This is a genomic window from Azospirillum sp. VT-I1 (assembly GCF_055698305.1).
The window spans coordinates 2,586,275-2,601,125 of record NZ_CP168800.1 but is presented as its reverse complement, the minus strand read 5'-3'; the positions used below and the strand labels follow the sequence as shown (position 1 = coordinate 2,601,125).

General features: G+C 68.9%; 12 protein-coding genes. 6 read left to right on the top strand and 6 right to left on the bottom strand.

The features are described from left to right. Window positions 1–4: 4 nt before the first annotated feature. The 3 genes from AB8P05_RS12530 to AB8P05_RS12520 form a co-directional block, all read right to left on the bottom strand. Window positions 5–1,393, bottom strand: a complete 1,389-nt coding sequence (locus AB8P05_RS12530; RefSeq protein ID WP_472759343.1) for a bifunctional enoyl-CoA hydratase/phosphate acetyltransferase — start codon at window positions 1,391–1,393, stop codon at window positions 5–7. Window positions 1,394–1,977: 584 nt separating this feature from the next. Continuing rightward, window positions 1,978–4,215 carry a sensor histidine kinase gene (locus AB8P05_RS12525; protein WP_472758159.1) on the bottom strand — a complete coding sequence of 746 codons (2,238 nt, stop codon included), beginning with the start codon at window positions 4,213–4,215 and terminating at the stop codon, window positions 1,978–1,980. Between the two features lie 280 nt (window positions 4,216–4,495). Then, window positions 4,496–5,926, bottom strand: coding sequence for an ATP-binding response regulator (locus tag AB8P05_RS12520; protein ID WP_472758158.1), 1,431 nt, complete (start codon window positions 5,924–5,926; stop codon window positions 4,496–4,498). A gap of 340 nt (window positions 5,927–6,266) precedes the next feature. Here AB8P05_RS12520 and AB8P05_RS12515 point away from each other — a divergent pair, with 340 nt between their 5' ends. The 4 genes from AB8P05_RS12515 (at window position 6,267) to AB8P05_RS12500 (ending at window position 9,529) form a co-directional block, all read left to right on the top strand. After that, window positions 6,267–7,805 carry a PAS domain-containing sensor histidine kinase gene (locus tag AB8P05_RS12515; RefSeq protein WP_472758157.1) on the top strand — a complete coding sequence of 513 codons (1,539 nt, stop codon included), beginning with the start codon at window positions 6,267–6,269 and terminating at the stop codon, window positions 7,803–7,805. A 150-nt stretch (window positions 7,806–7,955) separates the two neighbouring features. Beyond that, a complete protein-coding gene (locus AB8P05_RS12510) occupies window positions 7,956–8,447 on the top strand; it encodes an MmcB family DNA repair protein (protein WP_455171087.1) in 492 nt (163 codons plus the stop codon). Between the two features lie 258 nt (window positions 8,448–8,705). Continuing rightward, window positions 8,706–9,161: a response regulator gene (locus tag AB8P05_RS12505; protein WP_472758156.1), complete on the top strand. Its 456-nt coding sequence runs from the start codon at window positions 8,706–8,708 to the stop codon at window positions 9,159–9,161. Beyond that, window positions 9,131–9,529, top strand: coding sequence for a hypothetical protein (locus AB8P05_RS12500; RefSeq protein WP_472758155.1), 399 nt, complete (start codon window positions 9,131–9,133; stop codon window positions 9,527–9,529). The genes AB8P05_RS12505 and AB8P05_RS12500 overlap by 31 nt, the downstream gene beginning before the upstream one ends. A gap of 33 nt (window positions 9,530–9,562) precedes the next feature. Here AB8P05_RS12500 and AB8P05_RS12495 read toward each other — a convergent pair whose 3' ends face one another. The 3 genes from AB8P05_RS12495 to AB8P05_RS12485 all read right to left on the bottom strand — a co-directional run bounded on the left by AB8P05_RS12495 (window position 9,563) and on the right by AB8P05_RS12485 (window position 12,822). Further along, window positions 9,563–10,816 (bottom strand): serine hydrolase, encoded by a 1,254-nt coding sequence (locus tag AB8P05_RS12495; protein WP_472758154.1) that lies wholly within the window; start codon window positions 10,814–10,816, stop codon window positions 9,563–9,565. Between the two features lie 715 nt (window positions 10,817–11,531). After that, window positions 11,532–11,693 (bottom strand): hypothetical protein, encoded by a 162-nt coding sequence (locus AB8P05_RS12490; protein ID WP_472758153.1) that lies wholly within the window; start codon window positions 11,691–11,693, stop codon window positions 11,532–11,534. 367 nt (window positions 11,694–12,060) lie between these two features. Beyond that, entirely contained in the window at window positions 12,061–12,822 is a 762-nt protein-coding gene (locus AB8P05_RS12485; RefSeq protein WP_472758152.1) for a proteasome-type protease, read from the bottom strand. 480 nt (window positions 12,823–13,302) lie between these two features. On the opposite strand from AB8P05_RS12485, the gene AB8P05_RS12480 reads away from it, so the two are divergent. Both AB8P05_RS12480 and AB8P05_RS12475 read left to right on the top strand, forming a co-directional pair. Further along, window positions 13,303–13,815, top strand: a complete 513-nt coding sequence (locus AB8P05_RS12480; protein WP_472758151.1) for a phasin family protein — start codon at window positions 13,303–13,305, stop codon at window positions 13,813–13,815. Between the two features lie 324 nt (window positions 13,816–14,139). Beyond that, complete coding sequence (locus AB8P05_RS12475; RefSeq protein WP_455171081.1) at window positions 14,140–14,613, top strand: phasin family protein; 474 nt, start codon at window positions 14,140–14,142, stop codon at window positions 14,611–14,613. The last annotated feature ends 238 nt before the right edge of the window (window positions 14,614–14,851 follow it).

The window sequence follows — 14,851 nt, the reverse complement described above, 5'->3', positions numbered from 1 at the left end:
CTCCTCACTCGGCCGCGGCGGTGGCACCGCGGCGGCGGGCGGCAGCCGACAGGACGGCCACGGCGCAGGACGCCAGACGGGTGCGCACATTGTCGGCGCGGCTAGTCAGGATGATCGGCACCCGGGCACCCAGAACGATGCCGGCGGCGTCGGCATGGGCCAGGAAGGACAGCTGCTTGGCCAGCATGTTGCCGGCCTCAAGGTCGGGGACCAGCAGGATGTCGGCCTGCCCGGCCACCTCGGACTTGATGCCCTTGGTGATGGCGGCCTCGCGGCTGATGGCGTTGTCGAAGGCCAGCGGGCCGTCGAGGATGCCGCCGGTGATCTGGCCGCGGTCGGCCATCTTGCAGAGTGCCGCCGCTTCCAGCGTCGAGGCGATCTTGGTGTTGATGGTCTCGACCGCCGACAGGATGGCGACGCGCGGAACCTCGGTGCCCAGCACCTTGGCGAGGTCGATCGCGTTCTGGACGATGCTGACCTTGTCCTCCAGCGTCGGGTAGATGTTGATCGCCGCATCGGTGATCAGCAGCGGCCGCGGGTAGGTCGGGACGTTCATCACGAAGACGTGGCTCAGGCGGCGGCCGGTGCGCAGGCCGGTCTCCTTCCTCACCACCTCGCCCATCAGTTCGTCGGTGTGCAGGCTGCCCTTCATCACCGCCTCGCACTCGCCGGTGCGGGCCAGCCGCACGCCGGTCTCGGCGGAGGCATGGCTGTGGGCGACGTCGACGATGCGGTAGCGGGAGATGTCCAGGCCGTACGTGTCGGCGACCGAGCGGATCTTGGCTTCAGGACCGACCAGCACCGGGTCGATCAGGTTCGCTTCGGCCGCCTCGACGGCGCCGCGCAGCGAGCTTTCGTCGCAGGGATGGACGACGGCGGTCGGCACCGGCGGCAGCGACTCGCACTTCTTCAGCATCAGCTCGTGGCCGTCATGGCGAATCACCTGCACCTGCGGCAGCTCCGCCGCGGCACGGCGGAACTTCTCCGTCGGGGCGATCACCTCGGCGACGCCGGTGGCGACCGTCTTGCCGTCCTGGTTGGCGGCAAGGCAGTCGAAAACGACCGTCTTGCGCTCCGCGTCCTTGGACCGGGCGGTGACCGTGACGGTGACGATGTCGCCCAGCAGGACCGGACGCTCGAACCGCAGATCCTGGCCGACATAAACGGTGCCGGGGCCGGGCAGCAGCGTGCCGAGAACCGCGGAGATCAGCGAGCCGGACCACATGCCGTGCCCGACCACCTTGTGGTCGGCGGTGTAGTTCTCGTCCACATGGGACGGGTTGAGGTCGCCGGACACCGTCGCGAACAGCTCGATGTCGGACATGGTCAGCCGGCGCGACAGGCTGGCCTGCTGGCCGATGCGGATTTCCTCGAACGTGACGTTTTCGATCATGGGGCTGCCGTTCTTGCCTGTCGGAACGATGCCGCTGCGACCCGCCGGAATGGCGGAGAGGGCGGCGGTGGCGGTGTCCATCTCAAAGCTCCTCAAAAGGATCGCGGGCCCGACCAACGGGCCGCCGGATGGACGGAAGCCCGTCCGCAGGCGAACCCGTATGCCGGAGACCGGGACGGATGCCCCTTGGAATGGGGCACCCGTCGCCGCGGCAGGCCGTATCCTCCCGATCCCGGTTCCCGTGCCGCGGCGCCCGCTGGGGCAGGCCGACGGCGGCGGGCCGAGACCCGTCTTGTTGGGTCCCGCCGAAGCGGAACCTTCGCTCTCCAAGGATTTTCCAAGGAGTGTGCTTGTGCGAAAGAAATAGCCCCCATGGCCAGGGAGCCCAATGACCTACATCAATAAAGTTACCAAGCTATTGTTGCAGCTGGGTTACTGGGTTCGTTTCGGAGCAGTGAGCAGACGCAGCATAACCGAAACTTGCGCGTCCGCGGACGGGAAAAGCGGACCGGCGGGCAAGACTGCCACCATTGCGCGTTGCGGCATGACGGGAGCACCCGGCAGGGGCCGGGCCACGGGTCCGCTCAGTCGGCGGCGGCGGCGCAGGTGCAATGCTGGGTGACGCGGGGGACGCTGACGGCGAAGACGGTGCCGTGCCCCACCCGCGACCGCACGGTGACGGGATGGTCCAGCATCTGGGCCATGCGGCGGACGATCGACAGACCGAGACCCAGGCCGCGCCCGCTGTCGCGCTGGTCGGTGCCGCAGCGGTAGAAATCCTCGAAGATCGCCGTCATCTCCGCTTCGGCGATGCCTGGGCCGGTGTCCCACACCTCGATCGACAGGCGGTCGCCGCCCTCGCCGTCCTCGCCGCCGCAGCGGCGGCGGCAGCCCAGCAGGATCCGCCCCTCGGTGGTGTAGCGCAGGGCGTTGACCAGCAGGTTGCGCACCATCCGCTCCAGCAGGATGGGGTCGCTGCGCACGCGGGCGGAACTGGGCACCATCCGCAGTTCCAGCCCGCGGTCGGCCGCCTGATCGCCGATCTCGACCGCAAGCCGGGCGAGGATGTCCTGCACGTCGAATTCGACGACCCGCGGCTTGACGTTGCCCACCTCGAGCGCGGAAGTGTCGAGCAGGGTGGACAGCAGCATATTGCCGGCGGTCAGCGCCTCGCCCAGCTTGTTCGCCACCTCCACCTGCTGGGGATCGTCCAGCTTGCTCAGCAGGATATGGTGGAACAGGCTCATCGCCTGGAAGGGCTGGCGCAGGTCGTGGCTGGCGGCGGCCAGGAAGCGGCTCTTGGCCCGGTTGGCGCGCTCAGCCTCGGCATGGGCGTGGGCCAGGGCCTCGCGGGTCTCCACGGACTCCGTCATGTCGACGGCGGCACAGATGATGCCGCAGACCGCCCCGGTCTCGTCGCGCATCGGCTCCACCGACAGGTCCAGCGCACGGCGGACGCCGTTGTAGGTCATCTCCACCTCGCAGCGCGCGCCGGTCCCGCTGTCGATCACCGACCGCTTGATGGGGACGAGCCGGTCGGCGTCCTGCGGGAACAGTTCGGCGTCGGTGCGGCCGATCATGCGCTCCGGCCGGAAATCGGGCTGCGGGCAATAGATCCACAGGTGCCGGAGATCACGGTCCTGGGTGAACAGCGAAACTTTGGAATGGCGCAGGGCCATCCGGAACCGCTCCTCGCTTTCGCGCAACGCGCGGGCCATGGCGGCGCGGGCGCGCGCCTCGGTCCGCAGCAGGCGCTTCGCCCGCGCCTCCCGCAGCACATAGGCGGCGGCGCCGGCGGTCAGCAGAAGCCCGCCGATCAGCATGGTCCAGGCCAGCCGGTCGTCGGCGCTGAACAGCCGAACGGGGCCCGGCACCACATACAGCCGCCAAACCCGCCCGCCATAGGCGATGTCGCGGACGATGGACCGCGGCGCCGCTTCCCCGGTCAGCTCCTCGACCGTCAGCGGCCGGGCAGGAGGATGGGGAAGCTCGCCGGGACGGCTGAGCGCCCCTTCGGAGGCGAGCATCCGCAACGACCCGAAGCTCGGGTCCAGCAGATAGGCGTCGCCGACGGTCAGCCCCACCCGCAGGACCGCATCGCGCAGCAACTGGCCGACGTCGAAGCTGCTCCACAGGAAGCCGGTCAGGACATCGCAGACCGTGCGGGCGGCGAACTGCTCATCCCCGGAATCGACCTCGCGCGAATAGATCGGCAGGTAGATCAGCGCGGCATCCGGGCCGAACTCCGCCAGCAGCGGCTCGCCGTCCGCCGCGACGACCCGGTTGGCGGCGCAGGAACGCACCAGCACCTCGCGCTGGCCGGGCAGGCTGGCCATGTCCAGACCGATCAGGCCGGCCGCTGATTCGGGTTCGGCAAGCACATTCACGAACCTGTCGGCGCCGGGTTCCAGGTCCGGATTCTGGGCGTTCCTGACGGTGAAGGAGGTGTGGCCGGCCAGCCGCATCGCCCGCTCCAGCAGCGGCACGTCGCGTTCGGCCATCCGGCGCGCCCAGACGACGGCGCGGAGATTGGGATAAAGCGGCAGCAGGGGGTCTGCCGCCGAGGAGAAGCTGGCCTCGGTGACCGGTTCCGGCCCGGCGAGCGGACCGCTGAGCGCGCGCAGAAGGACGCTCTGATGCTCGAAACGGGTCTTCAGTTCATCGTGGAGCTGGATGGCCTGCCGGTCGGCCAGGGCATGCTCGGCATCGCCGGTCGCGGCACGGATCAGGAGAAAGGCGCAGAGGGACAGGAACAGTCCAACGAAGACGATGGCCGGAACCGCCGTACCCGCCCGCTCGTCCCCCCGATATCGCCGGCTCATCCGATAGCCCTCCGTCCCGACCACACACGATCATAGCGAGGGAAAGACATAAATGGGTATGTGAAAGATCCACATCAAACGAAAGAGGGATAAGGGTCTGACGATCGGAGGATCAAAAGTCGAATTCCAAAGGGATCGCTGAGGCATCCTGTCGCATTTTGCCGTATTCGCTCGGACTTTGTTTCAGTGGTGTCATTGCGACGCAGCAAATTTCGACACTTCCGACCCTTTACCGTCCGTCCTCTTTGCAGAATCCACAATCCGCCAGCCGTCGATAGTATCAGAGCGGATCATGGCCGAGCAGGCGGATGACCGCCGCACGCAAGGCGAGCGGCGCCACCGGCTTGTGGAGCAGCGGATAGCCGGACAGGCGGGCCTCGCGCAGCCGCTTGGGATCGGTGTCGCCGGTCAGGATCATGCCCGGCACCGGGCGGTCGAACAGCTTGGCGATCTGCCGGATGGCGACGATGCCGTTCGCCGCCCCCTTCAGCCGCAGGTCGGAGATGATGAGGTCGAAGCGGTCCGGGGCCGGGCCGATCCGTTCGACGGCGGCGTCGTAGGATTCCGCCCCGACCACGCTGCAGCCCCATTGGCCCAGCAGCGCCTCCAGCGCCGCCAGCACCATCGGATCGTCCTCGATCACCAGGATGCGGGTCCGGCTGATGTCGGCGGCACCGCTGTCCGGCGACGGCGCGGCAGGCGGCTCCTCCCTGCCGGCGGTCTCGACCGCCTCGACGGAACGCGGGACGATCACCGCGAAGACGGTACCCCGCCCTTCGGCCGAATACAGCTCCAGCCCGAGGCCCAGCCTGCGCGCCAGACCGCGGACCAGAGTCAGGTCGAGCCCCAGCGTGCCGGCGCCCTCCCCGGCCGGACGGGCCAGTTCCGCCCGCAGGGCCTCCAGCCGTTGCGCGGACAGGCCGCGGCCGCTGTCCCACACCTCGATCCGCAGCCGGTCGCCGCGGCTGCGGCAGCCGACCAGCACCCGGCCATGCACCGTGGCGCGCAGGGCGTTGGCGACCAGCCCGTGCAGCAGCCGCTCCAGCAGGGCGGAGTCCGTCCGCACCATCGCCGAACAGGGCATCACGCTGAAGCGCAGCCCGCGGTCGGCGAAGCGCGGCGCCACGTCCAGCGCCAGCCGCATCAGGACCCCGTTGACGGCATGGGTGCGGATGTCCGGCTCGACCAGACCGCTTTCCAGGCGGACGAGGTCGAAATGGCCGTCGACCATGCTGCGCATGGATTCCACCGCCTGCGCCATCGAATGCAGCAGGTCGCGCCCCGACCGCTCCGCCCCGCCGCTGCGCCCCTCCTTCAAGCGGCCGTCCAGCGTGCCGATCAGCAGGGACAGGGCCGCCAGCGGCTGGCGCAGGTCATGGCTGGCCGCCGCGAACAGGCGCCCGGCAGGGTCGCGCATCGGCGGCGCGGCGGGGGCCGGGACCGGAGTGTCCGCAGGCCCGGACGGCGAGGCGGGAGACGGGAGGTCGGCGAAGCGCCACACCGCACCCCCGCCGGCGAGCGGAACGACCATGCGCCCCGGCCCGGCATGCAGTTCCAGCCCGGCGGCCCGCACCCCGACCGCCAGCAACCCGCCCAGACCCGCCAGAGCTTCGGCGGCCGGGGTCCAGTCGGCAAGGCACCCGTCTGCGCCGAACACCAGGATCGGCGGCGCCGGGCCGGCGACATCGTCATGGCTGCCGTTCATGGTCATACCTGCATCCCAACCTTGCGCCCGGACACCGATCCGACTGTGGAGTTACCAGAGTATGGAAGCCATCGCCCGCTGCAAAGCCCGCCATTGGGCAGAGTGCGCGCGAAAATTACATAATTCTTCACAATCATGACTTTTATTGCTTTTTTGGTAAATCCCATAGAATTCGTTCATGGTTGGGGATCGCTGTCACAATTCGACAAATATTCGCGCCTGAACCGGGCTTGGCCTTCAGCGTTTTTTAGGAATGGTCCGCAATGATGGGCCGATGGATTGCGACGTGCCGACTTGTGACGATGGGGAAAGCAGCCGGGCGGCGGCTGGGGAAGTCCTGCCCGACATGGTCTTCCTGTCTGCAACGATGCAGCTTCCGGTCGCAACCGCCCTTCTCAAGCCGCACCGTGATTGCACGGGTGCGCTGACTGACCTGGAATGGCGTTCGGCCAATCCGGCGGCGGAACGCCTGCTGGGCAGCGCTCCGCTGGCCGGGCGCCGGCTGCGCGGCGGTGCGACCGACGCCGCCTGTCCCGGACTGTTCGCCGTGCTGGCCGATGCCCTGCATGAACCGGTGGAGCGCACGGTGACGGCGCGGCGCGACGGCATTCCCGTGCGCTGGCGGGTGGCCGCCGCCCCGGCGCCCGGCGGTCTCAGTGCGGTCCTGACCGATCTGGGTCCCGAAACCCCGTCGGTGGCCGAGGCGCTGGCCGAAAGCCTGACCGCGGCGCTGGAGCACAGTGCCGAGAGCTTCGCCCTGTTCGACCATGACGACCGGCTCGTCCACGCCAACAGCCGGCTGAAGAACGACCTGCCTGCGCTGGCCGACCGGCTGGTGCCCGGCGTGCCCTTCGAGGAGCTGGCTCGAGGCTTCGCCCTGTCCGATCCCCGCATGACCACCGAGGAGGAGCGAACCGCCTGGCTGGAGGCGCGGCTGGAGCGGCATCGCCGGCTGGAACCGCCGGTGGTCGTGCCGCTGCCCGACGGGCGCTGGCTGCTCAGCCGCGAACATGCGGTGCCCGGCGGCGTGCTGGTCCATTACACCGACGTCACCACGCTGAAGCTGAACGAGGAACGGCTGCGCATCCGCGAGGCGGAGGCGCGCGCCGCCCGCAGCGAGGCGGAAGGCGCCAGCCGTGCCAAGAGCGCCTTCCTGGCGCAGATGAGCCACGAGCTGCGGACCCCGCTCAACGCCGTTCTGGGCTTTTCCGAGATGCTGCTGTCGGAGCCGTTCGGGCCGCTGGGCAGCCCGCGCTACCGCAGCTATGCCGGCGACATCCGCGATGCCGGCACCCATCTGCTGGCCCTGATCGACGATATCCTGGAACTGTCGCGCCTGGACGGCAACATGCCGATGGCCGAGGAGGGGGTGGATCTGGACGCCCTGTCGCTCCGGGTCGCCGCGGCGCTGCAGGAGGTCGCGGCCGAGGGCGAGGTGCGGCTGCGCCGCGACGTGCCGGCCGACCTTCCGCTTCTGCAGGGCGATGCCCAGGCGCTGACGCAGATGCTGACCAACCTGCTGTCCAACGCCGTCACCCACACCCGGCCGGGCGGCGAGGTGGTGCTGACGGCACAGCTGATGCCGGACGGCGGGATCGGGCTGATGGTGGCCGACACCGGCGTCGGCATCCCGACCGCCGAGCTTCCCCGCATCCTCCACCCCTTCGAGCCGCAGGATTCCACCATCGCCCGCAACTCCCGCGGGACCGGGTTGGGATTGCCGATCGTCAAGCGGCTGGTGGAAATGCATGGCGGCCGGCTGGAGCTGACCAGCGAGCCGGGGGTCGGCACCGCCGCCGTGCTGGTGTTCCCCGCCGACCGCAGCCTGCCGCGCGACCGCTGCCGGCCGGCGCCCCTGCCCCCGGTCGTCATTCCCGGCCAGTAGGGGGCGGACCAGCAGGACCCGGCCAAGTCGGATCCGGCCAAGTCGGATCCGGCCATACCCTTTTTGCCCCTTGGCGCCGCGGGGCCGACGCGGCATTGTGTCCGCACCGTTCCCGAACCGTTCCCATTTCCTGGTGGTGGCACAGCGCCAATGAGCGACGATCTTGCCGTTCCGGCTTCCGACAGCGACCTCGCTCCGTCCACAGGCGGGGCGGTGCCGATCTTCCGCGGCGTGCGGCGGGCGCTGGCGATGCGCGGCTACGCCACCCTGACCGAGTTCCGGCTGGCCAGCGGCCGTCGGGCCGACGTGCTGGCCATCGACGAGTCCGGCTGCATCCTGATCGTCGAGGTGAAGAGCGGCGTCCCCGACTTCCGGTCCGACCAGAAATGGCAGGACTATCGCGAATGGTGCGACGCCTTCTATTTTGCCGTCGATGACGGGTTCCCGACCGAGCTGATCCCCGACGATTGCGGGCTGATGGTCGCCGACGCCTATGGCGCCGAGGTTCTGCGCGAGGCGCCGGTCGCCAAGCTGGCCGCCGCCCGCCGCAAGACCCTGCTTCTGCGCGCGGCGATGACAGGCGCCGGACGCCTGCACCGGATCGAGGATCCGATGTTCACCCAGGCTTCCCCCACCGTGTGATACCGTCGAGCGTAAGTTCTGACTTACGCTCGACGGTAAGGGCCGCGACTGCGGCCCCGCAGGCCCATGCCTGCGAAGGCAAGCGGCCGGACGGCCGCGCCCGCCGATTGAGGGCGAGCATAAAGCCTGATGTGTCAGGATTTATGCTCGATGATAGTACGCGACCGTCCATCCGAAACTGTCTGATGGTGTGGGTGCGCGCTGCGTGCGAACCGGCTAGACTGCGGCCCTCTCATCAACCCGGAAGAGCGGACCGGCATGCCACCCTTGCACATCCTGCTGGCGGAAGACGAGACGGTCACCCGCCTTGCCGCCCGCGCCCTGCTGGAGCGCGCCGGCCATCGGGTGGTGGCGGTGGAGGACGGTCCCGCCGCCGTCGCGGCCGCCGCGCAGATCGCTTTCGACCTGATCCTGATGGATCTGGGCCTGCCCGGCCTGCCGGGCGACGAGGCCGTGCGTGCCATCCGCAGCCGCCCGTCCGGCGCCACCCCGCGCATCCTGATGCTGACGGCCAGTGTCACCGCGGACGGGCGCGACCGCTGCGCCGGCTGCGGCGCCGACGGCATCCTGGCGAAACCGCTGCAGATGGACGCCCTGTCCGCCGCGCTGGCCGGCTCCCGCCTGCAGCGCCGCTGGTGGCCGAGCCGGAGTTCGACGAGAGCGCCATCGCGACGATGCGGGAGATGCTGCCGCCCGCCCGTGCAGCCGAACTGATCGGCAAGACGGCCGCGGTGCTGCGCCAGCACGATCAGGCGCTCGCCGAGGCGTTGCGGAACGGGGATCGGACATTGGCCGGGGCGATGGCGCACAAGATCGCCGGCGTGTCGGGGCAATATGGCTGCCTCGCCCTGCGCCGCGCCGCCCGTGCGCTGGAGGCGGAGTTGGAGGACGGTCCCGCCGCCGACCTGTCGCGGCGAACGGGCGAACTGGCCGGCACCCTGGCGCCGGCGCTGGAGTTCCTGGAACGCTACGCCGCCGCGGCGCGGGGTGATCCCCCCGCCCGCCGAGGCGTATCAGAGTCTGTCTGGTGCTTATTGAAGCACCAGACAGACTCTAAGCTTATGGTTTTCCGTGTGATTTAAGCTTCAAGCGACTCCGCTTGAACCGATCACACTCTAGCCGCGGTCGCCGGGCGACACCGCGACGCAATGGTGGCCGTGCTTCGTCAGGACGGCGCAGGCCTTGCGCGCATCCTTTTCGTCGAGACCGGTCAGGCGGGCGCGATAGACGGTGTCCTTGCCGGCCTTCGCCTCCACCACGCTGGCCTTGGCCGCGCGCAGGATGAAGGGGGCCTGCTTGACCGCCTGACTGACCGCCTTGTTGCCGGCGGCACGGCTGGAGAAGGCGCCGACCTGGACGCCCCAGTGGGAGCCGGCCTCGCGGGCGGCCTTGCTCTCCCGCGCCGGAGCGGCGGGAACCGCGGCCATCTGCACGGCGGCGCGCACCGGCTTGGCCTTCGCCACCGGTTCGTCGTCGTCATCCCCCTCGCCGTCGACGGCGCGGGCATCGGAGCGCGAGGTGTCGAGGCTGGCCATCACCGGCCCGTCGTCGCGGCCATGGCTGGGCCGGCCGAAGGCCTGGTCGAGCAGCGCCGCCATCTTGTTGTCGCGCGACCCGGCGGACTTGCCGCCCATCACCACGCCGACCAGCCGGCGCCCGTCCCGCACCGCCGAGGCGGCGAGGTTGAAGCCCGACGCGACGGTGTAGCCGGTCTTGATGCCGTCCATCCCCTCGTAGCGGGACATCAGGTGGTTGTGGTTGGCCAGGGTGCGGCCGCCATACACGAAGTTGCGGCGGCTGAAATAGGGATAGTACTTGGCGTGGTCGCGCATCAGGGCGCGGGACAGCAGGGAATAGTCGCGGGCGGTCGTCACCTGCTCCATGTTCGGCAGGCCGGACGCGTTGCGGTAGACGGTGCGCCGCATGCCCAGCTCGCGCGCCTTGCGCGTCATCATCTCGGCAAAGCGGGATTCGGTGCCGCCCAGCGCTTCCGCCAGCACGACGGAGGCGTCGTTGGCCGACTTGGTGACGAGGCCGAGGATCGCGGTTTCCACCTTCAGCGTCTGGCCGGCGCGCAGGCCGAGCTTGGTCGGCGACATGCTCTCCGCGAAGGAGGAGACCGGCAACTGCTGGTCGAGGGACAGGCGCCCGTCCTCCAGCGCGTCGAAGGTGAGGTACAGCGTCATCATCTTGGTCAGCGATGCCGGATGGACGATGGCGTCGGCATCCTGGTCGATCAGCACCTGCCCGGTCCGGGCATCGACCACGATGGCCGCAGCCTTGGCCGCCAGCGCTTCGGCGGCGGTGAGGCCAGACCCGACGGCCACCATGCCCAGCAGCGCGGCCGCCGCGAGGAAATGGCGTCCCACACCCGCCGAACTCCGCCCGACGGCCGTATCCGTTCCGCGAAAGGCGAACGGAAACAATCCGTTACGAACGGTGTTGCGCGTTACACTCATGATGGCCCCGCCAACCGCTAGATTTTGGTGCTTGGTTCAATGGTAAATTCGTGCGAAATCAGTGTCTAGCAGGAATTCGTTAATTTCTTGCTTTGGCTTTTGGCAGTGTCTGTGACCAAAATGGCGTGCCCTGGGTGACGGGGGAGGACGGGGAAGACCGCGGAGGACGGCACGCAAGCAGAGGGGTTACGGCGCGGGGGCAGACGGATTACCGGCGCCCTCCGATCGGCCGGGGCCCGGCGATCGGGCTTGCCGCCGCGACCTGCGCCCTCCACCTACCAGGGGCCGCCGACGCGAGGCAAGCGACAATGAGCCGTGGTCATCAAAGAAGCGTCCCGGACACAAGCGTACCGGGAACAACCGTTTCGACCGACGCCTTTTCCCCCGGCCGCCGACGCGGCCTGCCCCGCCGCGCACGCACCGCCCTGATGGCGGCATCCGTGACGGCGTCCCTGCTGGCGCTCGCCGGCTGCACCTCCGCCGGGCCGACCGACAATCCGGTAGCGCGCAAGCTGACCTGGTTCAGCTATCTCAACGGCGACGACCTGCGGTCGCGCTGCGGCAAGGACGGGACCGACCGCTTCCGCCTGGTCTTCAATGCCGACTACAACCGGCATGTGCGGACCTACGACGTCGTCGGCGACCCGGAGCGCGGCGGCGCCGCGGTGGAGGCCCATGTGATCGAGGCGACCGACCTCGCCCGCATCACGCCGGCCGACCCCTTCTCCGCCGCCCGCGGCCGCAAGGCGTCGCTGCAGCTGACCGCGGCGCAGTATGACAGCTTCATCGGCCGCCTGCGCGAGGACGGGGCGTTCGACCCGCCGCCGCACGGGCTGCGGCTGCCGTCCAACGGCTTCTATTGGCTCATCAACGGCTGCCGCGCCGGGCAGTGGTTCTTCACCGCCTTCCCCTACCCGTCCAGCCGCTTCACCGACGCCGGCTTTCCCGACCTGATGCGCGGCATCGACCCGACCGGCGTGGCCTTCCCCGGGCTGCCGCCCCCGACGAGGCCCCGCGCACCCTGCCCTCCTCCGGCCAGCTGGCGGACGGCGGCGTGTTCTTCGAGGTCCAGGTCGGCCGTCATGGCCTCGTCGGCCCGACCGCCCCCTTCGGGGCGCTGCTGCTGGGCGCCCTTCCGGGGGACTGAGCGGAGGTCAGACGGCTTCTTCGGCCGTCTGGCGCGGGCGCAGGCTGTCGGGCACCAGCGTCTCGACCCACGGGCCGTCGGGCATGCGGCGGGCCAGTTCCGTCAGGTTGCGGTTCCACCACTGGCGCTGTTCGCTGAGATCGTCATAGTCGTAGTTGGACTGGCGCCAGCTGCGCGAGTCCGCATGGTAGGACACCATGTCGATGGGGAAGCCGACGTCGTTGCTGGAAAAGCGGGTGCTGTCGAAGGACAGGTAGGCAAGCTTCAGCGCCGTCTGCATGTCGGTGCCGTAGGTCAGCGCCCGGTCCAGGATCGGCTTGCCGTAGGCGGTGGCGCCGATCGACAGGTAGGGCGTGCGCTCGTCCACCTCGATCCAGTTGCCTTCCGGATAGACCAGGAACATGTAGGGCTCCCGGTCCTCGGCCAGCTGGCCGCCGATGATGGCGTGCAGGTTGAAGTGCAGCTTCGACGCCTCCAGCGACTCCTTATCCTCCGCGGCGACTTGCCGCAGGCAGGCGGTGAAGGCCGAGACCGCGTCCAGCATGGTCGGGTAAGCCTCGCCCCGGCGCTTCTGCATGTCGCGGCGCAGATAGGCCAGCGTCTTGTCGCGCACGCTGCGCAGGCCGGAATTCATGATGAAGAAGCGGTCGCCGCCGCTGCCCATCATCGTCACCTTGCGGGCCGACGAAAGCTGCGAACCGCTGGTGATGCGGCCGTCCGACAGACCGATCAGGCCGTCGCGTGTCTTGATTCCAAGGCAATAGGTCATGATCGAAAAGGTCCCGAAGATGCGGCCCGAGGAGCGGACGGCCCGGAGCGCCGCGTCCAAGCGCCGCACCTGACCATTGGCCAGGGCGAATCCCGCCCGCGGCCACGCTACACTTGTCCCACCGCCGGTAAATCCTTCGTTAAGGAGTTGCCGTCGTTTCCGCGACCGCCGCGTCCGTCGGCAACGTCCGAGACGCCGTGTTCATCGGAGTTTCACGCGATCGGAGTATGGTGCGGCGCAAAAGGTCAGGCAGGACACTTGCCGAACGGACAGTTGACACCGCCCTCTGCTTAGCCCATAAAATCCTCATATTGCAGTGCAGCATTCCTGGGGCCGTCTCGCGGCTCCGGGGGCCGGCTGGACCGGATGCACAACGTATAAACGCAACGCAAACCGCTGCCGGCAGGCATCGTGCCCCGCTCCGCGGCGGGCCGGGCCCATCTTCCAAACGTCGGCATCAGCCAGGAAGGAACGCGCGTCATGAACCAGTTCACGCCGAAGTCGCTCGAAACCGTCGCCGCCCAGGCCAAGGAGCAGTATGAGGGTCTGGTGAAGGCCGGCCAGGAGCAGACGGTCAAGCAGTTCGAGCAGACCGCGACCGCCGCCAAGCAGCAGTTCGAGAAGACTGCCGCCCAACTGCTGAAGAGCTACGAGGATCTGCAGGCCACCGGCAAGGCGAACGTCGAGGCGCTGATCGCCAGCAGCACCATCGCCGCCAAGGGCGCCGAGGATCTGGGCCGCGAGGTCGTCGCCTACGGCCAGTCGGCGCTGGACAAGTCGATCACCACCGGCAAGGCCCTGCTGACCGCCAAGACCATCCAGGAAGTCGTGGAGCTGCAGAACGACTTCCTGAAGTCGAGCTTCGACGCGATGCTGGCCGAGACCAGCCGCCTGCAGGAGCTGACCACCAAGGTCACCAACGAGGCGCTGGCCCCGCTGAACGCCCGCGTCACCGCGACGGTGGAGACCTTCTCCAAGCCGATCGCCGCCTGATCGGTCCCGACCGCACGGCATCCGACCGCCGGGGTTCAGCCATGGCCCCCGGCTTCGCGAACGGCCCGGCAACCTCCACGCGGTTGCCGGGCCGTTCGCGTCAGAGGATGATGGCGATGGCCGGCCACGCCGGCATTTTTGTGCAGCGCACAATGCGCCGTTGACTCCACGCCCGGCTTTCCTTACATTCAGCTTATGTTGCAGTGCAGCATATCTCGGGCGCCCGCCCTGACGGGGTCCGAGGGTTTCAACCCAGTCCGCACCCGGTCGCCGCACTGGCGGGACCGCGCGGTTGACCCCTGAGAGAGCGCGAGGAGCATAGCCATGTCCGACCAGATCGCCGCCGTCACCAAGTCCGTCGAAGACGCCATCGCCACCGCCAAGCAGAACCTGGAAGGCCTCGTGAAGGCCCAGCAGGAGCAGATCGAAAAGGCCTCCGCCCAGGTGCTGAAGGGCTATGACGAGCTGACCGTGCTGACCAAGCAGAACGTCGACGCCTTCGTGAAGTCCGGCACCGTCGTCGCCAAGGGCGCCGAAGAGGCCGGCAAGCAGGTCGCCGCCTTCACCCAGTCCTCGCTGGAGAAGAGCGTGTCGAACGCCAAGGCCCTGCTGGCGGTTAAGACGATCCAGGAACTGGTCGAGCTGCAGAACGCCTATGCCAAGGCCAGCATCGACGCGCTGGTCGCGGAAAGCACCAAGATGCAGGAGCTGACCGTCAAGATCGCCAACGAGGCGCTGGCCCCGCTGAGCGCCCGCGTCAACGCCACGGTCGAGGTTCTGTCGAAGAAGGCTGCCTGACCGGCGGAACCGGACGGGCCTTGACCGGCCCGCCGACCATTCCCAGCTGATGGCACGCATCGCGGCGGCCCGGCATCCCAAACAAATGGGGTGCCGGGCCGTTTTGCGTTCGCCCTCCCCCATCCGCAAGCCCCTGCGCGCGATGCCGCGGAAGGGGCTAGGGTTTTCCGCCGATTGCGGACCGTCCGAAAGCGATGTCTCCTATTACGGGGTAGCGGGAGGGCCGGCGGTCCAAAGG